Annotated in this window: 25 protein-coding genes and 1 other RNA gene; 11 read left to right on the plus strand and 15 right to left on the minus strand. The window is 72.7% G+C overall.

Annotated elements, in window-relative coordinates:
• Positions 1 to 74 precede the first annotated feature (74 nt).
• The gene (locus ACPFP2_RS13910) at positions 75 to 278 is read right to left on the minus strand and encodes a hypothetical protein (protein WP_424089568.1); all 204 of its coding nucleotides are present in this window, start codon (positions 276 to 278) and stop codon (positions 75 to 77) included.
• Positions 279 to 443: 165 nt separating this feature from the next.
• Between ACPFP2_RS13910 and ACPFP2_RS13915 the strand changes: the two genes are divergently transcribed.
• The 3 genes from ACPFP2_RS13915 (at position 444) to ACPFP2_RS13925 (ending at position 2,535) form a co-directional block, all read left to right on the plus strand.
• Positions 444 to 875 (plus strand): hypothetical protein, encoded by a 432-nt coding sequence (locus ACPFP2_RS13915; RefSeq protein WP_424089569.1) that lies wholly within the window; start codon positions 444 to 446, stop codon positions 873 to 875.
• 82 nt (positions 876 to 957) lie between these two features.
• Complete coding sequence (locus ACPFP2_RS13920) at positions 958 to 1,473, plus strand: NUDIX hydrolase (protein ID WP_424089570.1); 516 nt, start codon at positions 958 to 960, stop codon at positions 1,471 to 1,473.
• Positions 1,474 to 1,491: 18 nt separating this feature from the next.
• On the plus strand, positions 1,492 to 2,535 hold the full coding sequence (locus ACPFP2_RS13925) for a superoxide dismutase (protein WP_424089571.1): 1,044 nt from the start codon (positions 1,492 to 1,494) through the stop codon (positions 2,533 to 2,535).
• Between the two features lie 172 nt (positions 2,536 to 2,707).
• Here the strand turns inward: ACPFP2_RS13925 and ACPFP2_RS13930 are convergent, their stop codons facing one another.
• Positions 2,708 to 3,469: a PH domain-containing protein gene (locus tag ACPFP2_RS13930; RefSeq protein ID WP_424089572.1), complete on the minus strand. Its 762-nt coding sequence runs from the start codon at positions 3,467 to 3,469 to the stop codon at positions 2,708 to 2,710.
• 174 nt (positions 3,470 to 3,643) lie between these two features.
• Here ACPFP2_RS13930 and ACPFP2_RS13935 point away from each other — a divergent pair, with 174 nt between their 5' ends.
• Positions 3,644 to 4,927, plus strand: a complete 1,284-nt coding sequence (locus tag ACPFP2_RS13935; protein WP_424089573.1) for an MFS transporter — start codon at positions 3,644 to 3,646, stop codon at positions 4,925 to 4,927.
• A gap of 15 nt (positions 4,928 to 4,942) precedes the next feature.
• Here ACPFP2_RS13935 and ACPFP2_RS13940 read toward each other — a convergent pair whose 3' ends face one another.
• The gene (locus ACPFP2_RS13940) at positions 4,943 to 5,821 is read right to left on the minus strand and encodes an alpha/beta fold hydrolase (protein WP_424089574.1); all 879 of its coding nucleotides are present in this window, start codon (positions 5,819 to 5,821) and stop codon (positions 4,943 to 4,945) included.
• 105 nt (positions 5,822 to 5,926) lie between these two features.
• Here ACPFP2_RS13940 and ACPFP2_RS13945 point away from each other — a divergent pair, with 105 nt between their 5' ends.
• From ACPFP2_RS13945 to ACPFP2_RS13960, 4 genes are all read left to right on the plus strand, one after another.
• The gene (locus ACPFP2_RS13945) at positions 5,927 to 7,897 is read left to right on the plus strand and encodes an AfsR/SARP family transcriptional regulator (protein ID WP_424089575.1); all 1,971 of its coding nucleotides are present in this window, start codon (positions 5,927 to 5,929) and stop codon (positions 7,895 to 7,897) included.
• Positions 7,898 to 7,973: 76 nt separating this feature from the next.
• A complete protein-coding gene (locus ACPFP2_RS13950; RefSeq protein ID WP_424089599.1) occupies positions 7,974 to 8,492 on the plus strand; it encodes a dihydrofolate reductase family protein in 519 nt (172 codons plus the stop codon).
• Positions 8,493 to 8,578: 86 nt separating this feature from the next.
• Positions 8,579 to 9,418, plus strand: a complete 840-nt coding sequence (locus ACPFP2_RS13955; RefSeq protein ID WP_424089576.1) for a helix-turn-helix domain-containing protein — start codon at positions 8,579 to 8,581, stop codon at positions 9,416 to 9,418.
• Positions 9,419 to 9,484: 66 nt separating this feature from the next.
• The gene (locus ACPFP2_RS13960; RefSeq protein ID WP_424089577.1) at positions 9,485 to 10,075 is read left to right on the plus strand and encodes a dihydrofolate reductase family protein; all 591 of its coding nucleotides are present in this window, start codon (positions 9,485 to 9,487) and stop codon (positions 10,073 to 10,075) included.
• A gap of 203 nt (positions 10,076 to 10,278) precedes the next feature.
• On the opposite strand, the gene ACPFP2_RS13965 is transcribed toward ACPFP2_RS13960, so the two are convergent.
• The 5 genes from ACPFP2_RS13965 to ACPFP2_RS13985 form a co-directional block, all read right to left on the minus strand.
• Positions 10,279 to 11,064, minus strand: coding sequence for a maleylpyruvate isomerase N-terminal domain-containing protein (locus ACPFP2_RS13965; RefSeq protein WP_424089578.1), 786 nt, complete (start codon positions 11,062 to 11,064; stop codon positions 10,279 to 10,281).
• Between the two features lie 274 nt (positions 11,065 to 11,338).
• A complete protein-coding gene (locus tag ACPFP2_RS13970) occupies positions 11,339 to 11,572 on the minus strand; it encodes a hypothetical protein (protein WP_424089579.1) in 234 nt (77 codons plus the stop codon).
• A gap of 391 nt (positions 11,573 to 11,963) precedes the next feature.
• Positions 11,964 to 12,381, minus strand: an RNA gene (gene rnpB / locus ACPFP2_RS13975) — RNase P RNA component class A.
• A gap of 86 nt (positions 12,382 to 12,467) precedes the next feature.
• Positions 12,468 to 13,886, minus strand: a complete 1,419-nt coding sequence (locus ACPFP2_RS13980; RefSeq protein ID WP_424089580.1) for a hypothetical protein — start codon at positions 13,884 to 13,886, stop codon at positions 12,468 to 12,470.
• The gene (locus tag ACPFP2_RS13985) at positions 13,883 to 14,401 is read right to left on the minus strand and encodes a SigE family RNA polymerase sigma factor (protein WP_424089581.1); all 519 of its coding nucleotides are present in this window, start codon (positions 14,399 to 14,401) and stop codon (positions 13,883 to 13,885) included. The genes ACPFP2_RS13980 and ACPFP2_RS13985 overlap by 4 nt, the downstream gene beginning before the upstream one ends.
• 141 nt (positions 14,402 to 14,542) lie before the next feature.
• Here ACPFP2_RS13985 and ACPFP2_RS13990 point away from each other — a divergent pair, with 141 nt between their 5' ends.
• Entirely contained in the window at positions 14,543 to 15,304 is a 762-nt protein-coding gene (locus tag ACPFP2_RS13990; RefSeq protein WP_424089582.1) for a sulfite exporter TauE/SafE family protein, read from the plus strand.
• A gap of 57 nt (positions 15,305 to 15,361) precedes the next feature.
• On the opposite strand, the gene mctP is transcribed toward ACPFP2_RS13990, so the two are convergent.
• The 7 genes from mctP to ACPFP2_RS14025 form a co-directional block, all read right to left on the minus strand.
• Positions 15,362 to 17,017, minus strand: a complete 1,656-nt coding sequence (mctP, locus tag ACPFP2_RS13995) for a monocarboxylate uptake permease MctP (RefSeq protein ID WP_424089583.1) — start codon at positions 17,015 to 17,017, stop codon at positions 15,362 to 15,364.
• On the minus strand, positions 17,017 to 17,259 hold the full coding sequence (locus ACPFP2_RS14000) for a DUF3311 domain-containing protein (protein WP_424089584.1): 243 nt from the start codon (positions 17,257 to 17,259) through the stop codon (positions 17,017 to 17,019). The genes mctP and ACPFP2_RS14000 overlap by 1 nt, the downstream gene beginning before the upstream one ends.
• A 150-nt stretch (positions 17,260 to 17,409) precedes the next feature.
• Positions 17,410 to 18,609 (minus strand): bifunctional RNase H/acid phosphatase, encoded by a 1,200-nt coding sequence (locus tag ACPFP2_RS14005; protein WP_424089585.1) that lies wholly within the window; start codon positions 18,607 to 18,609, stop codon positions 17,410 to 17,412.
• 3 nt (positions 18,610 to 18,612) lie between these two features.
• On the minus strand, positions 18,613 to 19,350 hold the full coding sequence (locus tag ACPFP2_RS14010; RefSeq protein WP_424089586.1) for a zinc ribbon domain-containing protein: 738 nt from the start codon (positions 19,348 to 19,350) through the stop codon (positions 18,613 to 18,615).
• Positions 19,340 to 20,212, minus strand: a complete 873-nt coding sequence (locus tag ACPFP2_RS14015) for a Nif3-like dinuclear metal center hexameric protein (protein WP_424089587.1) — start codon at positions 20,210 to 20,212, stop codon at positions 19,340 to 19,342. Before ACPFP2_RS14015 ends, ACPFP2_RS14010 begins: the two co-directional genes overlap by 11 nt.
• A 274-nt stretch (positions 20,213 to 20,486) precedes the next feature.
• Complete coding sequence (locus ACPFP2_RS14020) at positions 20,487 to 21,065, minus strand: flavoprotein (protein ID WP_424089588.1); 579 nt, start codon at positions 21,063 to 21,065, stop codon at positions 20,487 to 20,489.
• Between the two features lie 16 nt (positions 21,066 to 21,081).
• Positions 21,082 to 22,308: a helix-turn-helix domain-containing protein gene (locus ACPFP2_RS14025; protein WP_424089589.1), complete on the minus strand. Its 1,227-nt coding sequence runs from the start codon at positions 22,306 to 22,308 to the stop codon at positions 21,082 to 21,084.
• Between the two features lie 250 nt (positions 22,309 to 22,558).
• On the opposite strand from ACPFP2_RS14025, the gene ACPFP2_RS14030 reads away from it, so the two are divergent.
• Both ACPFP2_RS14030 and ACPFP2_RS14035 read left to right on the plus strand, forming a co-directional pair.
• Positions 22,559 to 23,230: a bifunctional DNA primase/polymerase gene (locus tag ACPFP2_RS14030; protein WP_424089590.1), complete on the plus strand. Its 672-nt coding sequence runs from the start codon at positions 22,559 to 22,561 to the stop codon at positions 23,228 to 23,230.
• 90 nt (positions 23,231 to 23,320) lie between these two features.
• Positions 23,321 to 23,482: a hypothetical protein gene (locus tag ACPFP2_RS14035; RefSeq protein ID WP_424089591.1), complete on the plus strand. Its 162-nt coding sequence runs from the start codon at positions 23,321 to 23,323 to the stop codon at positions 23,480 to 23,482.
• Positions 23,483 to 23,594: the final 112 nt, after the last annotated feature.

Genomic DNA, 23,594 nt, shown 5'->3' on the forward strand with positions numbered 1-23,594 from the left:
CTCCTTGGGGACATGCGCTCGCGTGCCCCGCCACGGAGGCACGGAGTTCCTCGACGCGGGCCGTCCCGCGCCGTTTAGCTGCCCTCCCCGGCCCAGCGGGCGTCCTCGGCCTCCCACGCCTCGTTGCGCTCCCGCACCTTCTGCAGGGCGCCCTCCGCGTCGGCAGCCGAGTCGTACGGTCCGAGAACGTGCTTCGCAGGGCACACGTCGGCATCGGTCTCGACCCGGTGGTGTCGCGTGCACCAGTAGTAGTGCCCACCACTTCCGCTGTCGTTCATGAGATCACTGTGCACCGGGAGCAGCCCGACCGCCACCGGATCGCGCAAATACCCGCGCCGTCTCCACAGTAGACGTGCTGCCGAGCGGGCGGGCCGGAACGGCGGAACCCGCGCCCCGGTGCGACGGGGCAGCCGGAGCGGGGGTCGGTGACGGAGAATCCGGGCGTGCGTTTCGGGGGAGGAACATCGGCACGGGCACGGCGCGGCCTGGTCGCCGGGGGCGTGGTGGCGGTGCTGGCCGTGGCGGTGGTGACGGTGGCGGCGCCGCTGTTGCGGGACCGCTCGCAGCACCGGCTGGAGCAGCGGGCGGACCGGGCGGTGACCGCGACCGCGCAACGGACCCGGTCACAACTGCTGGCCGATCCGACGGCGGGGCAGGCGGCGCTGCGCCGGGTCGCTGGCGGGGTCGACGGGGTCGAGGTGCTCGCCGTGGAGTCCGGCGCCGCCGGGGTCCGGCTGGTCTTCCGGGTACGCGTGGTGAAGACCGCCACGAGCCTGTTCGGCTGGCAGCGGGCCACCGCGGCGGGGTGCTTCGCGCAGGTGGTGGGCCCGGGCCCCGGACCGGCGGCGATGGAGCGGGTGCCCTGCCCGACGTGACGGTCCGGACGGCCGGGCGACGTGACGGTCCGGGCGGCGTGACGGCGGGCCGGGCGGTGCGGCGGGCGGTTAGGGTCGCCGGATGGGCGTACCGGACTACATCCTGCGGATGCGTGAGCACGTCGGCCACGAACTGCTCTGGCTGCCGAGTGTCAGCGCGGTGGTCCGCGACGACGCGGGCGCGCTGCTGCTCGGCAGGCGCGCCGACGACGGCCGCTGGTCGGTGGTGAGCGGCTTCGTCGAGCCGGGCGAGCAGCCGGCCACCGCCGTGGTGCGCGAGGTCGAGGAGGAGACCGGGCTGGTCGTCGAGCCGATCCGGCTGAGCAGCGTCGTCTCGCACCCGCACACGTACCCCAACGGGGACCGCTGCGAGTACCTCAACCTCGGCTTCCACTGCCGGCTGCTCTCCGGCACCGCACGGGTCAACGACGACGAGTCGGTGGCGGTCGAGTGGTTCCCGCCGGACCGGCTGCCCGAGTTGGACGCGCACGCCCGCCTGGTCATCGCCCGTGCCCTCGGCACCGACCCCGGCACGTGGTACCTGCCCGCCGGCACGACCTGGGACGAGTTCGACGACGCGGGCCGATCCGTCCGGTGAGGCTCGGGCGACCCCGTCGTGTCCGGCTGCTGTCGAGCACCGACATCGAAGAGTCGCCCGGCCGTGACAACCGGTCCGCGCATCAAGGTGCTCCCTTCTGTGACAGACCCATCACGAGTGAGGGAGTGGTTCCACTTGCGCACATTTCTCGCGTCACTGCTCGTGCCGCTGATCACCGTCGTGGTGACCGGCAGCACCGGTGGGCCGGCGGCCGCCACCGGTGCTTTCCCGACCACCATCTCGTTGCCGGACGGCTTCGCACCGGAAGGTTTGACCATCGGCCGAGGCACCACCGTTTACGTGGGATCGATCCTCGATGGCGCCGTCTGGCGGGGTGACCTCCGTACCGGCCGGGGTGCGGTTTTCATCCCCGGCACGCCCGGCACCGACAAGGCCGGTCTGAAGGTAGACCGACACAACCGGCTCTGGACCGCCGACTTCTCGGGAGGCGGCGCCACCGTCTACGACGCCCGTACCGGCGCCCGGCTCCAGCAGTACCAGTTCACCGACCAGCCGGGGAGTCTGATCAACGATTTGGTGATCACGCGGACGGCGGCGTACTTCACGGACTCGACCCGCCCGGTCCTCTACGTGGTCCCGTTGGGACCCGGCGATCGGCTGCCCGAGGCCGACGCCGTCGAGGTGTTGACGTTGTCCGGTCCCGCCGCCGACGCGGGCGCCTTCAACAACGGCATCGTCGCGCTGCCCGACGGGGACCTGCTGGTCGTGCAGATGCTCCTCGGACGGTTGGTCCGCGTGGACGCCACCACCGGCGCCAGTCGCGTCGTCGATCTCGGCGGGTACTCGCTGTCCCGGGGTGACGGGCTGGTGCTGCGTGGCCACACGTTGCACGTCATCCGCAACCTCACCAACCTGGCGGCCGAGATCCGGCTGGACGCGACGTTCACGTCGGGCACCCTGGTCCGGGAACTCGATTCCCCGGCGTTCCAGGTGCCGGCTACCGGGGATCGCTTCGGTTCGTCGTTGTACGTGGTCAACGGCCGGTTCGACACCACGCCGGCGCCGGACGTCGAGTACGACATCGTTCGGCTGCCGCTGTAGTTCCGCCGGGGGCGGAGGGCCGGCGGAACCAGGAGGGACGGCGGCGGTCACCCATCGCCGGGTGGCCGCCGCTCCCGGTCCCGGGCCGGTCGGCCGACGCCCGCACGACCAGCACAGCCGCCTGGCTCCGGCGGGCGTACCGCGACGGGTCGACCTGTGACGGCCGCGCGGCTCAGGAGGCCAGGGCGGCGCGCAGCCGGTCCAGTTCGGCCGGGGTGCCGATGGCCGGTCGGTGTTCCGCGGCCGCGACGTAGTGGCGGACGGCGCCGGCCAGGAAGACCGGATCGACGTGCGCCCGGCCCACCGGCACCGTACGCGGCACCGCGCGGGGTCCCGGCGGTACGGGGATCTCGGCCAGGACGAGCACGCCGGTGCTCTTCCCCGACGGGGCCGGCGGTCCGCCGGGCACCAGCCGGTCCCACCGGACGGTCGTGCGGCGCAACAGGCCCCGCACCGTGATGCCCTGCGAATCGAGGGTCAGGCGGGGCCGGTCGGACCAGAGGAAGACCCCGATGAGCAGCAGGACGAGCGCGACGACCACCAGTTCCACGACCAGGACGGCGCCGGTGTCGAAGAGGCGTACCCGGTCCTCGCCGGGCACCCGCTCGACCATGACGACGCCACCGGTCAGCCAGCCCACCACGATCGACCACGGTCCTACCCACGCCGGGGCGGTCGGGGCCGTGAACCGACGGGCCCGCCCGTCGACCTCGAAGGTGGCCGGACGACGACGTGCGCTGCGGGTCAGCAGCAGGTAGACGCCGAGCGGGACGAGGATGCCGGCCGCGCCCACGGCGAGCCAGGCGACCAGGCCGGCGGCGGCGGAGGTGAGCCGCCAGGTGAGCGGTTCCAGCCACCACTCGGAGGCGAAGCGCAGCGCGGCGGCGGCGAGGGCGAAGGGCCAGGCGAGCAACCGGGCGGCACGGGGGTCCACCGCCGGCAGTCTAGGTCGGCCGCACCACCGGATCGAAGCCGTTCGTGCCGCTCATCCTCGGTAACGAAACTATCAGCGTTCCCCACCCGCCGGTATCGAGCATCGAGCCGATTCCCCGGCACCGCCGACCTCGGCAGTATCGGCCTGCATTCCACGGGGGAAGGACGATTCGCCATGCCCGTCGCGCCTCATCTACCGGACGTCCAGACGTCCGGCACCGCAGCCGCCAGGGGGTCCTGGCTCATCCGCCGGGGACTGGTGCCGCCGACCCGGTCCCAACGCGTCCTCGCCCTGGCCACCTTCGTCAACATGGTCGGCAGCGGTGTGTTCATGGTCGCCTCCGCGCTCTTCTTCACCCGCTCCGTCGGGCTCTCCGTCACGCAGGTCGGCCTCGGCATGGGCATCGCCGGCGTGGTCGGGCTGCTCGCCGGGGTGCCGGTCGGACACCTGGCCGACCGGCGCGGCCCACGGGAGATCTACCTGCTCACCCTCTGCGTACAGGGGTTGGCGATGGCCGCACTGGTGCTCGTCCACTCCTTCTGGCTCTTCGTGGCGACACTCTGCGTGGGTGAGCTGGCCCGGGCGGCCGGCATGGCCGCGCGCGGGCCGCTGGTGCGCGGCGTGGGCGGTGACGGGCTCGCCCGCTACCGGGCGTACCTGCGCTCGGTGGCGAATCTCGCCGGTAGCGGCGCCGCTGTCGCCGCCGGCTTCGCGGTCCACCTCGACACGCGTACGGCGTACGTGGCCCTCGTGCTCGGCAACGCGGTCAGCTTCCTGGCCTGCGCCGCCGTCGTCGCGGCGCTGCCCTCGTTGCCACCCCTGCCGGCGCCTCCCCGAAGCGGACGGTGGACGGCGCTGAGGGACCGCGGGTACCTCGCGGTGACCGTGCTCGACGGCGTCCTGTCGATCCACCACCAGGTGCTGCTCTTCGCCCTGCCGCTGTGGATCGTCGGGCACACCGACGCGCCCCGGTGGCTGGTCGGCGCGGCGGCCCTGCTCAACACCGCCCTGGTGGTGCTGCTCCAGGTCCGGGCGAGTCGTGGGGTCGACACCACCACCGCCGCCGCCCGGGTGATGCGCCGCTCCGGCGTGGCGTTCCTGCTGGGCATGGCGGCGATGGCGGCGGCCGCGGGACTACCGGGCAGGCTCGCCGCAGCCGTCGTCCTCGTCGGCATCGGCGTGCACACCGTCGGCGAACTGTGGCACAGCGCCGGTTCGCTGGAACTGCGCTTCGGGCTGGCGCCGGCACACGCGCAGGGCCAGTACACCGGGCTCTTCGGATTCGGCACCGGGCTGGCCAACGTCGCGGCGCCGTCCGTCCTCGCCCTGTTCTGCGTCACCTGGGGCGCACCCGGCTGGCTCCTGCTCGGCGGCGTGTTCGTGCTGGTGGGGTTGGCCATCCCGACCGTGGTACGGGCAGCCGAGCGCAGCCGCCCGTACGCGCACCAGCCGGGATGACGCAACACGGCTTCGCTACCGCGCGAGCAGGGAGCGCAGGGCCTTGACGATCTCGTCCGGCGCTTCCTCGGCCATGAAGTGCCCGACCGACGTGGTTCGGTGGTCCAGATCAGCAGCCCAGGTGTGCCACAGCGCGGCGGCGTCGTAGCCGAGTACGGCTCCCCAGTCCTGCTGGACGACGGTGACCGGCATGGGCAGCCGATTCCCGGAGGCTCGGTCGGCCCGGTCTTGTTCGATGTCGATGCCGGCCGAGGCCCGATAGTCGGCGACGATGGAGGGGACGGCCTCGCGCGAGGCTCTCAGGTACTCCGCCCGAAGGTCCGCGGGAATGGCACGGGGGTTCTCGGCCCACAGGTCGAGGAAGTAGCCGAAGAAGGCGTCCGGGCTGGCGCTGATCATCTGCTCGGGCAGGCCGGGCGGCTGGGCCATCAGGTACAGGTGGAAGGCGACAGCGGCGGAGGACCCGTGCAGGATGTCCCACATGTCCAGCGTCGGCAGGACGTCGAGGACGGCGAGGTGGGTGATCGTCGCGGGATGGTCGAGGCCGGCGCGGATGGCGACCAGGGCACCGCGGTCGTGCCCGGCCAGGGCGAAGTGCTCGTGGCCGAGCTTGCCGGCGAGGGTGACGATGTCGGCGGCCATGGTCCGCTTGGAGTACGTGTCGGCCTCGCGCGCGGCGGGCTTGTCACTGGCGCCGTAGCCGCGCAGGTCGGGACAGATCACGGTGTGGTCGGTGGCGAGGTCGCCGGCGACGTGCCGCCACATGAGGTGGGTCTGGGGAAAGCCGTGCAACAGCACGATCGGGCTGCCCGTACCTCCCACCGCCACGTTCAAGGTCACGTCATCGTCGACCGCGACGCGCTGGTAGTCGAACCCGGGAATGGCAATTGTCATGATCGTCCTTTTCTCGTCGGCCGGACGATCCCCAGCCTGCCGGTCGCGGATGAGCAGACGATGAGCGCGATACGTTGAGCGCAAATGCGGAGGGCGGTTCGGTCAGTGCAGGTCAGCATCGGTGTTCTCGGGCCGGTCGTCGCCTGGGACGGCGTCGGCGCGCCGCTGGACCTGAAAGGGCCGAAACACCGCGCGGTGCTGGCGCGACTCGTCGTCGCGCGCGGTCGGGTCGTACCGGTCGACCGCCTCGTCGATGATCTGTGGCAGGAGCCCTCACCGGGAGCGGTGGGCAGCGTCCGCACGTTCGTGGCGGCGTTGCGGCGGGCGCTGGAGCCGCAGCGTGCACCGCGCGAGTCGGCTCGGTTGCTGGTCACGGAGGGCCCGGGCTACGCGCTCAGGTTGGCGCCGGATGCGGTCGACGCCTGGCGGTTCGAGGACGAGGTCGCCGTCGCGTCCACGGCGTCCCCGCACGAGGCACTCGAGAGGCTCGATCGTGCCCTGAGCTGGTGGCGGGGGCCCGCGTTGGCCGGCGTCGACGACGAGCCGTGGTCGCGCGTCGAGCGCTCCCGCCTCGAACAGGTACGGCTGAACGCGATCGAGCAGCGGGCCGAGGCGCGACTGGACGTCGGGCGCGCCTCGGACGTCGTACCCGATCTCGACGCGCACGTGGCCGAGCATCCGTGGCGGGAGGAGGCGTGGCGGCTGCTGGCGCTCGCCCTGTACCGCACGGGACGCCAGGGTGATGCGCTCGCGGTGCTGCGCCGAGCCCGCAGCCTGCTCCTGGAACAGCTGGGCGTCGATCCGAGCCCGCGACTGCGCCGCCTGGAGACCGACATCCTCCGCCAGGCCGATCGGGTCGGCGACGGTCCGGGTTCACCGGGACCGCAACGGGTCTGGGCGGAGACCGCAGCGGCGTACGACCGTACGGTGGCGTCCGGCTCCGGCTCTCGGCTGGAGTCGACGGTCGGCCTGCTGCGAAGTCTCGCCGTGACGGGGGCGAGCGGACTCGAGGCGGCCCGGGAGCAGCGGATCGCGGCCATCGCCGCCGCCGAGCAGTTGGGCGATCCTGATCTCACCGCCCGGGTGATCGGCGGCTACGACGTGCCCGCGATCTGGACGCGGTCGGACGATCCGGTGCAGGCGGCGCAGATCGTGGCGGCGGCCGAGCGGACCCTGACCGCCCTAGGATCCGACTCGTCCGAGGCCACCCGAGCCCGACTGCTGGCCACGATCGCGGTGGAGTCACGCGGGACCCGCGCGGCGCGCGGACTCGAGGCCGCCGAGGAGGCGGAGCGGATCGCGCGCCGCCTGGGCGACCCGGCCCTGCTGGCCTTCGCGCTGAACGGTGTGTTCATGCAGACCTTTCACCGCGCGGGCCTGGCTCCCCAACGGGACCGGATCGGTGCCGAGCTCGTCGCGCTCTCCGCTCGGCACGGACTGGGGACGTTCGAGATCCTCGGTCATCTCGTCCGGCTGCAGGCCCGCAGCGCGCTCGCGGACTTCGCCACCGGCGACCGGCACGCAGCCGCAGCGGACCGGCTCGCCGAGCGGTACGACCGCCCCCTGGTCGGCGTGTTCACCCAGTGGTACCGCGCCCTGCGACTGGCCGCGACCGAGCCGTCGCCACAGGCCGCGGAAGCGGCCTACCGCGACGGGGCGGCACGGCTCGCCGACGCCGGCATGCCGGGCGTCGAGCGGGGCCTCCTACCGCTGGCCCTGCTGTGCCTGCGGGTGTCGCACGGGGAACCAGCCCACTTCGACGACGGGACCGAATGGGGCCCGCACACGCCCTGGGTGCGTCCCCTCGTCCTGCTGGGACGCAACCGCCCGGCCGATGCCGCCGCGGCGCTGCGGCAGGTTCCGGATCCGCCGCGCGACCTGCTGTTCGAGGCCCTGTGGTGCCTCACCGCCCGAGCCGCGATCGCCCTGGACGACCGGACGGTGATGAGACGCGCCCGGATCGAACTCTTGCCGGCCGCCGACGAACTGGCCGGGGCCGGCAGCGGCATGCTCACCGCCGGCCCCGTCTCACGTCACCTCGACGACCTCGACGCGGCCCTCCGCCGCACCCGATGAGCAGGAGAGTTCGGCCAGCAGATCCAGGCCGTCGCGGACCGCCAGGCCCACTGCGGGATGGTGGCTGGACGGCTACATCGCCGCGCCCGGCGACGACCTCGGCTGGAGTGTGCCGAGCGACGAGCTGTTCCAGTGGTGGTCCGACCGGGTGGGGGCGACAGGCACGGCGCTGTACGGACGCAAACTGTGGGAGACGATGAGCTCCCACTGGCCGACCGCCGACCAGCAACCGGGTGCCACACCGGCGCAGATCGAGTTCGCCCGCCGCTGGCGGGACATGCCGAAGGTGGTGTTCTCCTCGACGACCAGCACGGTCGACGGGAACACCCGCCTGGTCACCGGCGACGCGGTCACCGAGATCACCCGGCTCAAGGCCGAGGACGGCGGCCCCATGGACATCAGCGGCGCCACACTCGCCGCGGTGGCCATGCGGAACGGGCTGATCGACGAGTACGCGATCGTCACCCATCCGGTCCTGGTGGGTGGCGGCACGCCGTTCTTCGCGGCCCTGGACAACTGGGTGAACCTGACCCTGCTGGAGACCCGGACGTTCCCTGGCGGCGTGGTCCTGACCAGGTACGAGACAAAGCGCTGACTACTCGGATAGGCCCGGGGCTCCGGGCCTATCCGAGGATCTCGTGGCGCTGTGTTTCGAGGCGGGGCGTCGGCGATGCTGTGGGCGTGGAGTACGTGTCCGGAGTGCCGCGACCGCCGCTGGACGGGCTGATCGACGACCTTTACTACCTGGAGGGTGCGTCGCCGTACGCCCGGCTGACGCTGCCGCCGATGCCGGCGGCGTTGCTCATCGTCAACCTCGGGGCGCCGTTCCGCATCCGCGCCGGCACCGACATCGAGACGGCCGAGTACGCCGACGGCTGCGTGGTCACCGTGCCCACCCGCGCCTTCGAGTTCGGCTATCCGCCGGAGACCCGGTCCGTCGGCGTGCACTTCAAGCCGTGGGGGCTGGCGCCGTTCCTGCCGATGCCCGCGGCCGAGCTGTGTGACCGGCCGGTGACGGTGGAGCAGGTGTGGGGCCGGCCCGCCATTGCTGAGCTGCGAGACCGGCTGGCCACGGCGGACGGACCGCACGAGATGCTGACGCTGCTCGAGCAGGAGCTGATGCGACGGCTGTCCGAGACCGCCGGCCTGGGGCTGGTCCGCCGTACGAGCAGCGTCATCGCAGCGACCAGCGGGGCGGTGGCGATCGGCGACCTGAGGGTGGCAGCCGGTGTCAGCAGCACTCATCTGGCACAGCGGTTCAAGGAGCTCATCGGCGTCACGCCGAAGCGGCTGGCCCGCACCTGCCGCTTCGCCGCCACCGTGTTCGCGATCAACCCCGCCGGACCGATCGACTGGGGCGACCTCGCCGGTGGCGCAGGCTACTTCGACCAGGCCCACTTCGGCCATGAGTTCCGGGCGTTCACCGGGCTGACGCCGACCCGGTACGTCGAAGTCCGGCGGCAGTTCCTGCGCGAGCATCCCGGCCACGTACTGGACAGCTGGCCGCTGCCGGCCGATTGATTTCGTACAAGAGCGACAGCTCACGACACGCCAATATGGGGGCATCCCAAAGCAGAGGAGCGCCCCGTGGGCAAGGTGGTCATGTACAGCTCGGTGTCGGTGGACGGCTTCGTCGCGGACGAGAATGACCAGCCCGGACCGCTGTTCGACTGGTTGTCCAGCGGTGACGTCCCGTTGGACTCCAGCGGCGAGTTGACGGTGTCGCAGACGTCCTACGACTACACCCGGCCGTACTGGGAGCAGATCGGGGCGACAATCGTCGGCCGCCACGTCTTCGACATGACGGACGGCTGGGACGGGAAGCCTCCGGGCGGAATCGACCACGTGGTCGTCGTGACGCACCGGCCGGAGCCCGAGGGCTGGGACCCCGAGGCGCCGTTCCACTTCGTCGACGGCGTCGAGGCAGCCGTGGCCAAGGCGCAGGAGCTTGCGGGTGACCGCATGGTCGAGGTCGCCGCCGGCGAGGTCGGTGGCCAGGTGCTTGCCGCAGGCCTGGTCGACGAGGTACGCATGGACGTCGTACCTGTCGTGTTCGGGTCCGGCAAGCGCTACTTCGGGTCGGTCGACGCGCAGCACCTGTTGGAGGATCCTGACGTGGTGATTCAGGGCAACCGGGTGCTTCACCTGCGCTATCGGGTGCGCCGCCGATCGAGCTGAGCGGGTACGCGAAGAAACCAACGGCACCAGACAAAACGGCCGGCTCAGAGCTTGATAGCTGCTCTGAGCCGGTGGGCGACGGACGAGTCGACCTGGTCGCCGGATTAAGATCATCGCACCCGTGCTGACCGGGGGCGGAGCCTGGCGACAGCCGCTGCAGGCCGTCAGACGTCGCAGGTGCGAAGATCGCATGTCGTCGGTTGTCACACGGACGGGTCCCAGGCTGCGAGCTGATCGAAGATGCGACGGTCGCCTTCGAACGTCAGCGAATCCAGCGGTATGCGGCCGTAGAAGAACAGGACCAGGTCACTGGCCGTGCCACGGGCGGAGGCGTCGGCCGTGTCGGGGTCCTCGCCGGCAGCGGGCGTGAGGTGGGCGACCTGCGCTCCGTCGTGGGAAAGCCGAAGGCGCCAGGAGTGGCCCTCGGTGGCGTGGTAATCGACGATGGCGGGGTCGTGTGGCCAGGCGACCGTCGTCGCGCAGAGGGTGAACTGGCAGTCGTCGAAACCGTCGAGGGCGACCTCCTCCGGTAGCGGCTGCGGGGCACCCACCGTGAGCTGGGCGTCGTAGGTGAACACCGCGATCTCGGGAACCTGGCGCCGCGCCCATGCACCAGAGGTTTGCGGTGACGGCGAGTCATCCCACCACGTCCAACAACCGCGATCCGGGCCGGCCTCACGCAGCGCGCTCGTCAACTGCTCGACGGACTCGGTCCACCAGGCCAGCAGAGCCTCGCGTTCCCGAGGCGCACCCAGGCCGTCCTCCCAAGCCGACTTCTCCGGAGGCGCGTCTGCGGGCCCTGCTGCGACGATTGCGGCTGATTTGCGGCGGCCCATTCCCACGTGTTGCACGAGGTCGAACAGCGTCCGCTCAGGATGGGTCGGCACCTGCAGGTCGAGGCTGGGTGCTGCGGCGACCGCAGCGCGGAAGGCGGTCGACCGTTCGCTGATCAGCCGCAGATGATCAGAGAACGTGAGAATCTTGTGCACCCGGCTTTCTACCACTGTGCTCCGACGACCGGACAGCGAATTTCGCAGCCGACGCGGCGGCCGCCCCGGCACTGATACGTGCCCTTGGATGACGCGCGGAGAACGACATCCGCAACGCGCAGAATCACTCGTACGGCTGCCACTCGACCAAGGTCGTACATCAGCCTGCGGACGGGGGTTCTTGGAAAAGATCATCGATTGCGCGGCGGCTACATTCCTCGCTGGCCGGCATCAGGTCACCGACAGCCGCCGGGACACCCCCCACGATCGAAGCTCAGCCCAGAGCGACTTCGCCCGGAAAGCGCTCACGAAGCGCGGCGACCGCATGGCGCAGGCAGTAGTCAAGGCTGTTGCCGTCGAGCCTGATCGACGCACCTTCGAGCCGCTGGCCAGAGATCACCACTGTCCAGGGCTTGTGCTCCCGCTCGCCGTCAACCTTGACGAGCCCGATCAGACCCATCTCCCCCAAGTGCGCCAGCAGCTCCGGCACGCGCTCGTCCCATCCCATCCACGGATGGGACCACGGAGGCCGCTACGGAAGCCAGCGGTCGGCCTGGTCGTGCGTCGGGGCTTCCGGCTGCCGCGCCAGTCCAACACCGGAACCGGCTTGCCACCGGATCACCCGGTCGCGGCACCAGCTCCGCCGCCAGGACGTGGGGCCTCCCCACCGCCGCCGGCCATCGACTCAGGTCCCCATGCGCCGGCCGGGAAGGGTCCTCAGACGGCAGAGCGCGCCAGACCGAGGCGAGGCCAACTGACCCGGCGCCCAGGCCGTCTCCAGGCCGTCCCAGGCCGTGGCCAGGCCGTCAAACACCACGCGACGATGACCAAGGTCAACCAACGGCGCCAGATAAGAGGCCAGCTCAGAGCCTTGATCACGGCTCTGAGCTGGTGGGCGACGGACGAGTCGACCTGTACGCCGGATTCTGTGCGCGGCGCGTACCCCTCGCGGGATCCGCGCCGGCGGCGGCCATCCATCTCGGCCTGCCGTCGCCGACAGGCTCCTGCGGCCTACCCGCAGACATCGGGCGGGCAGCCCTCGAGCGTCTGCGCCGAGCCGTCATCTTGCGGTGACGGCCCTTTCTTGGCCTTGCTCCGGGTGGGGTTTACCGAGCCACCCCGGTCACCCGGGGTGCTGGTGGGCTCTTACCCCACCGTTTCACCCTTACCGTCCCGTATCGGGCCGGCGGTCTGTTTTCTGTGGCACTGTCCCGCGGGTCACCCCGGGTTGCCGTTAGCAACCACCCTGCCCTGTGGAGTCCGGACGTTCCTCGGCGGCGGGCCGGAGCCCGCCGACGCGACCGCCCGGTCGACTCGTCCGTCGCGCCTTCATCCTAACGACGCGGGGGCCGCGCCCATTTCCACCCCGCCACCGGGCCGTGCCCCCGTCGACGGCTCCCCCGCTACCAGTCCCGGACCAGTGGCTCGTTGAAGAGCCGCTCGCCGCGGGCCGGCTCCCGCAGCACCCCCGAGCCGACCACCCCGCCCGTGCCGTCCACCGCGCGCAGGGTCACCCGCGCGCCGAGCGGCAGGGTGAGCAGCGCGGCGCCGTCGCGTACCGGGCCGGTGGCGCGGACCCGGCCGTCCGCGACCGCCTCCACCCGTACGGCGCTGCGTCGCGGCACCACCAGCAGGCGGTCGGTGAGCACCGGGTACCCGTCCACGACGGCCGGCACCCGGACGGCGGCCACGTCGTACGCGGCGGTCACGCCGGTGGCGACCAGCGGGAGCCTGCCCTGCCCCGGCTGGTCCGCGCGCGGGGTGTCCGGTCCGGCCTGCCCGGCGGGGGCGAGCGCGACCAGCCCGTCGCCGCCGGCACCCACCTGGAGCACCAGAGGGCTGTCCCTCCCGGACGTCCCGGCGAGGACCGCCTCGTCCCCGTCGAGCCGGCCCGCCCAGCGCACCTCGGGCGGCGACGCGCCGACCAGGGCGCTGAGGTCCACCAGGTTCCGGTACGTGACGTCCGCGCCCCGCACCGTGGGCCAGTCGGCCCTCGCCGGATCCGGCCGGACGCCCGGTGGTCTCCGCCAGCTGGTGTCGACCCGCCAGCCGTGCGGTTGCAGCGGTCCCGCCTGCCGCAGGCGGCCGTCGCATTCGACCCGCCACCAGCCGCGGGCGAGGGTGTGCTCGACCATCAGGTGGTCGCCGCCGGGTGCCGGCTTCCACCGCCGGTACACCGCGCCGGTCAGCCGGCCGGAGCGGTCGTACGCCAGGGTGCAGCCGGCCGGCGCCAGCCCGAGCAGCCGGCGGTGCTCGTCGTGGCTGACGTCCAGGGCGACGAAGGGTTCCGCCGGCAGGTTCGCCTCCATGGTGCCGCCCCGCACCAGGTCCCTCGGCGGGGTGCCGGCGGCGGCCCGGAAGCTGACCAGCGCGGCGGCGGTGTCGGAGTGGTAGGCGAGGACGACACTGCGCAGGCCGGTCGAGTCGTCCGCCCAGAGCACCTTCACGGTCGACAGCTCCGGGGCGACGGACACCCGGTCGGTGGACCGGAGCCGCCCGGTCAGCTCGGCGAGGAAGCGGGTGTCCCCGGCCAGGTTCCCCCGGGCCGGTGAGTCGATCAGTCGCCAGGTCCACGCCGAGTCGACCGGGTGACCGTGGACGGTCATGTCGTCCACCGTCCGGCCCGGGCCGGCCGTGCCGAGGAGACCGGGACCGGCCAGGGTGGCCGCCAGGACCGCGGCCAGCACCGCGCCGAAGCTCGCGAGCCGACGCCGCCGACGCCGACGCCGCGCGTGTCGCAGGAAGCGGCCGTACGGGTCCTCGTCCGGCACCACCGTCGCCGCGATCCGGGACAGTCCCGCCCGGAGTTCGTCCACGCTCACGCCCGTTCCCCCATCAGCCTGCCGGTCAGCCCCGGCCGTTCGACGACCCCACGTCCCAGCACGCCCCTCAGCCGCGCCAGACCGCGCGCGGCCTGGCTCTTCACCGTCCCGACCGAACAGCCCATCGTCTGCGCCACCTCGGCCTCGGGCAGGTCCTCCCAGTAGCGCAGTACCAGCACGGTGCGCATCCGGGCGGGCAGCCGGTCCAACGCGGCCAGCAGCTCGTCGCGGGCGACGACGGCGTCGGCGGAGTCCGGGCCGGACCGGTCGGGCACGGCGGAGGTGAGCAGTTCGCGCAGCCCGATCCGCCGCCACCGGCTGTTGCGCTCGTTGACCATCGCCCGACGCACGTACGCGATCGGCTCGTCGACCCGGCGCCAGTGCCGCATCACCTTGAGCAGGGTGTCGTGCACGAGGTCCTGCGCGGCGTCGCGACTGCCGGTCAGCAGGTACGCCGTGCGCAACAGCTCCGCGTACCGCGCCTCGACGAACTCGCGGAAGTCGGCGTCATCCACGCCCCGGCCCCCCGTGTCGATCCCGCACCTCGGCTCCCTTCGTCGCGCTCCGTCGAAGGGAACGACGCGGCAGGGGCCTCGAAGGTTGAGAGAACCCGACCCCGAGCGTTCCCGACCGGGGCGTACTAGCCTCGGGGCACCATGGATCTCTCCGACGCCGCGCTCCTGCTCGCCGCCGGTCTCGCCGCGGGCACGGTGAACGCGGTGGCCGGCGGGGGTTCGCTGATCACCTTTCCCGCGCTGATCGCGGTCGGGCTGCCGCCGGTACCGGCGAACGTCAGCAACTCCGTCTCGGTCTGCCCCGGCTACCTGTCCAGCGTGGCGGGCAGCCGGGCCGACCTGCCGCCGGGCCGGAAGCTGGCCACGCTGGTGCCGACCACCGTCGCGGGCACGCTGCTGGGCTGCCTGCTGCTGCTGGCCACCCCGGCCCGGGCGTTCGAACTGGTCGTGCCGTTCCTGGTGCTCGGCGCGACCGCGGTGCTGGCCTTTCAGGTGCCGCTGCGCCGGCTGGTCGGGCATCCGCGTGACCTGTCGCCGCGTCGCCGTACCGTCGCCGTGCAGGCCATGGTCGCTGTCGGCGCGGTGTACGGCGGCTACTTCGGCGCGGCGCTGGGGGTGATGCTGGTCGCCGGCCTGGGCCTGGTGCTGGACGCGACGCTGGCCCGGGTGACCGCGGTGAAGAACCTGCTCTCGGCGGTGGTCGGGGTGACCACGGTGGCGGTGTTCGCGCTGTTCGGGCCGGTGAACTGGGCGGCGGTCGCGGTGGTCGCGCCGGCCACGCTGGTCGGCGGGTACGCGGGCGCCCGGCTGGTCCGCCGACTGCCGTCGGCGCTGCTCAGGACGCTGATCGTGGTCTTCGGCACGGTGATCGGCCTGTACCTGCTCTGGCGCGCACTGCGGTGAGCCGCCGACCGCCCGGGCGACGCGCGGAACACGCGTCACCCGGGCGGTTGTGCCCGGTCAGGCGACCGGTTCCGGGGCGGCGTCGGCGTCCCGGGTGGAGCCGGGGGTTACCCGCGGGTCGCCCTCGTCGGCGAAGTAGTCGTCGGACGCGGTGCCGTCGACCCCGTCGGCGACCTTCGCCGCCCGCAGCGCCAGCGTCACCAGTGCCGCGACCACCAGGTTCACCAGTACGGCCACGATGCCCACGTAGATCGTCTTCTTGGTGTCGAAGCCGAACTCCGACAGCGGGAAGGCGGAGCCGGCGAAGTGCTTGCGGCCGGTCACCGGGTTGCCGATCTGGTAGAGCATCCACATGCCCAGGCTCATGCCGGCCACCCAGCCGGCGACCAGCGCGCCCCGGTGGAACCACCGGGTGTAGAGGCCCAGCGCCACCGCCGGCAGCGTCTGCAGGATGATCACGCCGCCGATGAGCTGGAGGTCGATGGAGAACTGCGGGTCGAGGAAGACGATGCAGGCCACCGCGCCGACCTTCACCACCAGTGAGGTGATCTTCGAGACGTTGGCCTCCTGAGCCGCGGTGGCGTCGCGCTTCAGGTACTCCTTGTAGATGTTGCGGGTGAACAGGTTCGCCGCCGCGATCGACATGATCGCCGCCGGCACCAGTGCGCCGATGCCGATGGCCGCGTACGCCACCCCGGCGAACCAGTCGGGGAACTGCTGGTCGAAGAGGACCGGCACGACGGTGTTGCCGTCGGTGCTGCCGGCCGTCGCCCCGGGCAGCGGCTTCACGTCGGCCGCGATGGCCATGTAACCGAGCAGCGCGATCAGCCCGAGCAGCAGGCTGTACGCGGGCAGCGCCGACATGTTCCGCTTGATCACGTCCCGGTTCCGGCTGGCCAGCACGCCGGTGATGCTGTGCGGGTAGAGGAAGAGCGCCAGCGCCGAGCCGAACGCCAGGGTGACGTACTGGAGTTGGTTGTTGGCGTTGAGCAGGATCCCGTCGCCCGGGTTCGGCGACGCGGCGAACTTCGCCTCGGCGGAGTCGAAGATCGCACCCCAGCCGCCCAGCTTGTACGGCAGCCAGAGCACCGCCACCAGGATCACGATGTAGATCAGGGTGTCCTTGACGAAGGCGATCAGCGCCGGCGCCCGTAGCCCCGACTGGTACGTGTACGCGGCGAGGATCGCGAAGGCGATGATGATCGGCAGGTGCCGCGCGAGGGCGCTCTCCCCCGTCACGCCCATCGTCTTGAGCACCGCCTCGATGCCGACCAGTTGCAGCGCGATGTACGGCATGGTCGCGACGATGCCGGTGATCGCCACCAGCAGCGCCAGCACCGGCGAGTCGAACCGGCGACGGACGAAGTCGGCCGGGGTGACGAAGCCGTGCCGGTGCGAGACCGACCAGAGCCGGCACAGCACCAGGAAGACCAGCGGGTAGATGACGATGGTGTACGGCACCGCGAAGAAGCCCATCGCGCCCGCGCCGAACACCAGCGCCGGCACCGCCACGAAGGTGTACGCCGTGTAGAGGTCACCGCCGACGAGGAACCAGGTGATCCAGCCGCCGAAGTTGCGTCCGCCCAGCCCCCACTCGTCGAGATGGGCCATGTCGCGCGGCGCCCGCCACCGGGCCGCCACGAAACCCATCGCGCTGACCAGCAGGAAGAGCGCCGTGAAGATGATGATCTCGGTGAGATGGTCACGCCACATCAGCGGCCACCCCGCTTCTTCGTCATCTGGTAGACCAGCGTCGTGGTGGCCACGCCGAGCAGGATGTAGGCCAGTTGCAGCCAGTAGAAGCGCGGGAAGCCGAGGATCCGGGGCGAGTCCGTGTTGAAGAGGGCCGGGATCAGCGGCACCACGATCGGGATGAAGAGCAACCAGTTCCAGGGACTGTGGTCCTTCGCCCTGGACGACGCCGCCTGCGGCGTCTCCGGGTCCGGTGCAGCCATACACACCTCCGGTAAGTCGTAACTCGCCATGTGACGGCCGGAGGCTACGACCGTGTGAGCGCGGTCACGTTCAATCGGAGGAGCCCGGTGCGCCGAACGGCCGCCGGCCTGCGCCGAACGGCACAGGTCGACGGCCGGGCGGCCGGGCGGTCAGCGGGCGGCGAGGTGGGCGGTGTCGTTGACCGAGCGGACCGCGACCCCGCCGTCGGGCCACATGTCGAACACGGAGATGCCGGCCGCGTCCAGGTAGAGCCGGTGCAGGAAATCGTCGCCGGCCGCCAGGGCGTCGCGCAGCGCCAGCTTGATCGGCGAGACGTGCGAGACCACGACCACGGTCTCCCCCGGGTACGCCTCCCGCAGCCCCGCCACGGCCCGGGCGGTCCGCTCGGCGACGGTGGCGAACGACTCCCCGCCGGGCGGGGCGATCCGGGTCGAGGCGAGCCAGGCGTCCAGCTCACCGGGCCAGCCCTCGCGCACCTCGGCGAAGGTCTTGCCGTCCCAGTCGCCGAAGTCGCACTCGATCCAGTCGTCCTGCCGACGTACCGGGAGGTCGCCCAGGGCCACGGCGATCGCCTCGGCGGTGGCCGTACACCGGGACAGCGGTGAGCTGAGCACGGCCGCGACGGACGGGGCGAGCTGGGCCACCCGGGCGGCCGTGGCCCGGGCCTGGGCCCGGCCGGTGTCGGAGAGCGGCACGTCGGCACGGCCGGCGTAGCGCTGCTGGACGGTCCATTCGGTCTCGCCGTGCCGGACCAGGATCAGCCGGGTGGCGGTGAAGCTAGGCCGCGGCTCCCAGGACGGCTTGACCGTCGCCGGGTCGCTGCCGGCGGTACGGGTCGCGGCGCGGGCGGCCGCCTCCCGGGCGGCGACCCGGGCCGGCGAGTCGGGGGCGGCCACCTCGCGCGGCGCCTGGGCCTCGACCCGCTGGACCGCCTTGCCTGCGGCGGCGTCCATCGCCGCGTTGGCCAGCGCGTCGGCGTGCTTGTTGCGCTCCCGGGGGATCCAGCTGAACCGGACCGAGTCGAAGCGGTCGACCAGCGCGGCGGCCTGCGCGGCCAGGGGACGCAGCCCCGGGTGCTTGATCTGCCAGCGACCGCACATCTGCTCGACCACCAGCTTGGAGTCCATCCGCGCCTCGACCTCGGACGCGCCCAGCTCGGCGGCGGCCTCCAGACCGGCGATCAGCCCCCGGTACTCGGCGACGTTGTTGGTGGTCGTCCCGATCGCCTCGGAGCGTTCCGCCAACACCTCACCGGAGTCCCGGTCCCGGACCACCGCGCCGTAGCCGGCCGGCCCGGGGTTGCCCCGGGACCCGCCGTCGGCCTCGACGACGACCGCGCGCACCGCCACCGGCTACAGACCCGACTCGTTGGTGCGGACCATGATCCGGCGGCACTCCTCGCAGCGGACCACGTCGTCCGGGGCCGTCTTGCGGATCCGGGCCAGGTCCGCGCCGGAGAGTTCCAGCCGGCAGCCGCCGCAGCGCCCGGCGGTGAGCAGCGCCGCGCCCAGGCCGGTGTCCGCGCGGATCTTGTCGTAGAGGGTGACCAGGTCGGTGGGGAGGTCGGCGGCGAGCGGCTTGCGCGCCGTCTTCTTGAACTCCTCCTCCTTGGCGATCTCGGCCAGGCTGTCGTCACGGCGCTGCTCCGCCGCCGCGCGCCGCTCACGCGCGTCGGCCAGCTTGGCCTCGATGCCGTCGAGTACGCCCTGCGCGGTCTCCCGCTGCTCCATCAGCTCCAGCTCGGCGTCCTCCAGGTCGCCCTGCCGGCGGTTGAGCGAGACCAGCTCGTGCTGGAGCGCCTCCAGCTCGCGGGCCGGGCCGGTGCCGGCGGCGAGCCGGGCCTCGTCCTTGCTCTTGCGGGCGCGGACCTGGTCGATGTCCTTCTCCAGCCGGGCGATGTCACGGTCCAGGTCGTCGACGGCGACCTGGGCACGGACCCGCTCGTCCTCCAGCGCGGACAGCTCACGCGCGAGGGCCTCCAGCTCGGCCCGCTCGGGCAGCGCCCGGCGGCGGTGGGCGAGCTGGGCCAGGGAGGTGTCGATCGCCTGGAGGTCGAGCAGGCGGCGCTGGACCTGGGGTTCAGCCTTCACGGTGGGGCTCCTTGTCGTCCAGTGCGGGCGCGGCGGCGTGCACGGTCCAGGGGTCGGTGTCCAGGTCGGACACCACGGTCTCCACGCCGAGGTCGGCCCGGAGGTGGGCGGCCAGGTCGTCCAGCCAGGGTCGTTCGGTCGCCCAGTGGGCGGCGTCCAGCAGGGCCGGACCGCCGGCGGCGAGGTGCTCGCCGGCCGGGTGGTGCCGCAGGTCGGCGGTGAGGAAGGCGTCCACCCCGGCGGCGGTCGCGTCGGCGAGGAAGGAGTCGCCGGCGCCGCCACTGACCGCGAGGGTACGCACCACCCGCTCCGGGTCGCCGGCGGCGCGGACACCCCAGGCGGTGGCGGGGAGCACGGCGGCGGCGTGCCGGGTCAGCTCGGCCAGGGTCATCGGGGCGGGCAGCTCACCGATCCGGCCGGTCCCCCGGCCCGGCCCGTCGGCCGCCGAGCCCGGGGCCGGGCGGTGCAGCGGGCGCAGCCCGGTCAGCCCGAACCGGGCGGCGAGGGCGTCGGAGACGCCCGGGTCCGCGACGTCGGCGTTGGTGTGCGCCACGTACAGCGCCACGTCGGCGCGGATCAGGTCGTGCACGATCCGCCCCTTGTACGTCGTCGGGGCGACCGAGGAGACGCCGCGCAGCAGCAGCGGGTGGTGCGCCACGATCATGTCCGCCCCGGCGGCGAGCGCCTCGGCGACCGTCTCCGGCACCACGTCGACCACACAGGCGACCCGGCGTACGACGGTGGTGGGCTCGCCGAGCACCAGGCCGACCCGGTCCCACTCCTCGGCCCAGGCCCGTGGGTACCGGCGCTCCAGCGCCGCCACCACGTCGGCCACGGTCGGTGGGGCTGCGGTTGTGCTCACGGCCGGTCAGCTTACCGGCGCGGACCGGGAAGCACGGCCACGGCCGTCGGCCGTGTTCCCCGGCACAGCCGGCCCGCCCCAGGTTCCGGCTCGGGTTCCGGCCGCCCGCCCGAGGTCGTGCCCGCCCCGCACGCCGATGATCGACTCCGTGTCGGCGATGTGGCGGGGTGCGCGGTGGTGGGACACCGCCATGACGCCGACACGGAGTCGATCAGCCGGACGGATCGCGCCGCCGGCGGCGCGGGCGGGCCGGGACGGGCGGGGCGGGTCCGGGTCAGGCGGCCGAGGTGGCGCGGCACCGGCCGGGCAGCGCCGCCACGGCGGCCTCCCACGGGAAGGCGTGCAGGTGACGCTCACCCGTGCCCGGCGGGTGCAGCGGTACGACGTGCTCGCCGTAGAGCACCGTGGTCCCCCACTCCCGCAGCCGGGCCAGGCCGGTCTGGAACGCCGGGTGCGCGGCCATCGCGGCGTTGGTGAACGGGACCGCCACCACCGGTAGCCCCTTTCCCTGCCCCTCGATCAGCAGGCCCAGGGCGAGCGTGTCGGTGATCCCCGCCGCCCACTTGTTGACGGTGTTGACCGTCGCCGGGCAGACGATCATCGCGTCGGCCGGGGGCAGCAGGTCCGGGTCACCCGCGTTCTTGTAGTGGGTGCGCACCGGATGGCCGGTCTGCCGGGCCAGCGCGGCCCGGTCGACGAACTTCGCCCCGTCCGGCGTGGTGACCACGCAGACCTCCCAGCCGTCCTGCTGGGCCAGCTCGACGAGGCGACCGATGTGACGTGCCAGCGGCGAACCGCAGGCGATGACGTAGAGCACCTCGCGGCGCTCGCTGGTGGGGTGCGGACCGCTCATCCGGCCGGCACCGCGTTCATACTCCGACTCCCATGTGCTCAGCCAACTCCGCAATCGGCGGAGGCGGCGCACCCCGTGTGCGACGCAGCACGTCCGACATCACCTCGTGGGCGATCGGCCGGCAGCGGATCTCCGAGGGGGCGAGCCGGTCGCCGCGCAGCAGCATCTCCCCGGCGTTGGCGACGTCGCCGATCTGGGCGTACCCCCGGGCGATGTCGAGCAGGTGGTGCGCGCGGCGCTCGGGCAGCAGCGCGTTGAACGCCGGCTCCGGGATGCGCTGGTGGATGTCCACGGCCCGGCCGCCGTCACCCAGCTCGATCGCGGCGGCGGCGCGGTGCAGCTCCAGGTTGGTCGGCCCGAACGAGGTCCAGTAGTGGTTCTGGTCGCTGCCGAGCATGGTGGCCGCCTCGTGCGCGCCGTTGAACAGGTCGTCCACGGTCGCCGAGTCGCCGATCCGGGCGGCGGCCATCGCGCCCTGGAGCAGCAGCATCCCGTAGACGGAGAGCCGCTCCGGCCCGGCGTCGTTCATGCCGCCCGGAGCGAGCCGGTTGGCGATGGTGACGTTCAGCTCCAGCGCGGGGCGGGCCCGGCCCATGGCGACCAGGGCGTTGCAGACGCGGGTGGTGGCCACGCCGGCCAGCAGTTGGTCGTCGGCGCGCTGGGCGACCGCCATCGACCGGTCGGCGGCCAGCCACGCCAGGTCGCACTCGCCGAGCTTGCGCAGCACCGAGGAGGCGATCTGGTAGACCTGCCCGAGCAGGTGGGCGGCCTCCTTCGCCTGCTCGCCGCCGTAGCCGGCGTCGGCGGCCTGGGCGTCGCGCAGCAGCTTCGGCAGGGCCCGGGTGAGCATTCCGTAGCGGCCGTACTGGTAGGTGAGCCAGGCGTGGTTGACGGCCTTGCGCATGTCGGCCAGCGGCGGCGGGTACGGCGCGGCGTCGAAGTACGCGCTCATCGAGTCGTACCGCTCCAGGGCGGCCCGGATCTCCTGCACCTCGATCTGGTCGATGCAGTTGAGCGCGTCGGTGCGCCGCTCCGGGTCCTTGCCGAGCAGCAGCTGCACGTCGACCTGGAGGATGTCGGCGATCTCGTAGAGGACGGAGAACTTGTCGAGCCGGCGTACGCCCCGCTCGACCTTGTCGACCCAGCTCTTGGACTTGCCGAGCCGGTCGGCGAAGACCTGCTGGGACATCTTGCGCCGCCCGCGCCAGTAGGCGACCCGCCGCCCTATGGGTAGCTCGTCCATCCTTTGCTCCTCCCCCTCGTCAGCCGTCCGGTGGATCACCCGGCCGACCCCCACGCGGGCGCGGCGGTCCGTCCGAATCAGGTTTTCGCTGGTCGCACAGGTTGTGCGTCAGCCGTACGGCCAGTCCTCGTACTTTTCGTGCAAGTTGCACGAGCCGTTCGACAGCTCAACGATCGCGGGTTACGGCAGTGACGGCGCTCGACACGTCGCCTGACGGGACGTTCGTTCGGGGCGAGGGGAGATCAGGAGAATGTGGGGGAACGTCGGACCGCGGGTCGCTCAACTGTCGTCGATCGAACGGGTCCGGCTGCGCCGGATCGCCGTGCGGTACGCCGTGCACGGCTGGGAGGTGACCCCGGGCGCCTGCCTGGCCCGCAGCCGCTTCGTCTGCGGCCGGGCCGGCTGCCCGACCGTCGGCTGCCACCCCGCCCTGGAGGACTGGGAGCACGCCGCCAGCGCCGACCCGGCCCGGGTGGCGACCTGGTGGCGCAGCCGCCCGCACGGGGTGCTGCTCCCCACCGGACGCGCCTTCGACGTGCTGGAGGTGGCGGCCCACCTCGGCCGGCACGTCCTCGACGCGATCCCGTCGCACCCCGCCGGCCCGGCCGTACGTGGCCCGGTGCTGGTGACCCCGACCGGCCGGTGGATGTTCCTGGTCCGCCCCGGCGACCCGCTCCGCCCCGAGCTGGAGCACTGCTTCCACGTCGTACGCCACGGGCCCGGCTCGTGGGTCGCCGCCCCGCCGACCCGGCTGCCGGAGGGCCCGGTGCGGTGGGCGGTCGCCCCGGAGCAGGCGCGCTGGCGGCTGCCCGACTCGTACCTGGTGCAGAACATCGTCGTCGAGGCGCTGCGGGCCACCGGGGTGACGCTCACCCCGGAACTGCTCCCCGGCCAGCTCCCGCTGCCCCGCCGGGGTCACTGATCCGACTCCACGGTGTCCGACAGCGACCCGCCCGGCGGCCGGGTCGTTGAACCGGTGAGGGCGCGCTCGCGCCAGGAGCGGGGGTACGAGATGTCCAGGGACGACGCGGCACGGCACCCCGGCGGCGCCGAACCGCCACCGCACCACCGCCGGCCGTACCGCTGGTCGGGCACCCGCCCGGGCGGATCCCGCCCGGAACGCGCCCGCCCCGCCGCCGCCCACCCCGCCGGCACCCGCCGCCCCGCCCGCTAACCCGCCCCGCCCCCGCCCCGCCCCGCCCCGCCCGCGGCGATCTTGCACTTTGGGTGCGCGATACAAGTGAGATGCACCTATTTGTCCCCACCAAAACTGCAAGATCGCTGCG

The organism is Micromonospora citrea (genome assembly GCF_049629545.1).
GTDB classification, from domain to species: domain Bacteria; phylum Actinomycetota; class Actinomycetes; order Mycobacteriales; family Micromonosporaceae; genus Micromonospora; species Micromonospora citrea_A.

Excerpts from the sequence above, each read along its gene's own strand:
- mctP (WP_424089583.1), bottom strand. The coding sequence starts at position 17,017 with ATGTGGCGTGACCATCTCACCGAGATCATCATCTTCACGGCGCTCTTC.
- ACPFP2_RS14030 (WP_424089590.1), top strand. The coding sequence starts at position 22,559 with ATGTGGGGGAACGTCGGACCGCGGGTCGCTCAACTGTCGTCGATCGAA.
- ACPFP2_RS13935 (WP_424089573.1), top strand. The coding sequence starts at position 3,644 with ATGCCCGTCGCGCCTCATCTACCGGACGTCCAGACGTCCGGCACCGCA.
- ACPFP2_RS13920 (WP_424089570.1), top strand. The coding sequence starts at position 958 with ATGGGCGTACCGGACTACATCCTGCGGATGCGTGAGCACGTCGGCCAC.
- ACPFP2_RS14000 (WP_424089584.1), bottom strand. The coding sequence starts at position 17,259 with ATGGCTGCACCGGACCCGGAGACGCCGCAGGCGGCGTCGTCCAGGGCG.
- ACPFP2_RS14020 (WP_424089588.1), bottom strand. The coding sequence starts at position 21,065 with ATGAGCGGTCCGCACCCCACCAGCGAGCGCCGCGAGGTGCTCTACGTC.
- ACPFP2_RS14025 (WP_424089589.1), bottom strand. The coding sequence starts at position 22,308 with ATGGACGAGCTACCCATAGGGCGGCGGGTCGCCTACTGGCGCGGGCGG.
- ACPFP2_RS13970 (WP_424089579.1), bottom strand. The coding sequence starts at position 11,572 with ATGGGATGGGACGAGCGCGTGCCGGAGCTGCTGGCGCACTTGGGGGAG.
- ACPFP2_RS13940 (WP_424089574.1), bottom strand. The coding sequence starts at position 5,821 with ATGACAATTGCCATTCCCGGGTTCGACTACCAGCGCGTCGCGGTCGAC.
- ACPFP2_RS13910 (WP_424089568.1), bottom strand. The coding sequence starts at position 278 with ATGAACGACAGCGGAAGTGGTGGGCACTACTACTGGTGCACGCGACAC.
- ACPFP2_RS14035 (WP_424089591.1), top strand. The coding sequence starts at position 23,321 with ATGTCCAGGGACGACGCGGCACGGCACCCCGGCGGCGCCGAACCGCCA.
- ACPFP2_RS13990 (WP_424089582.1), top strand. The coding sequence starts at position 14,543 with ATGGATCTCTCCGACGCCGCGCTCCTGCTCGCCGCCGGTCTCGCCGCG.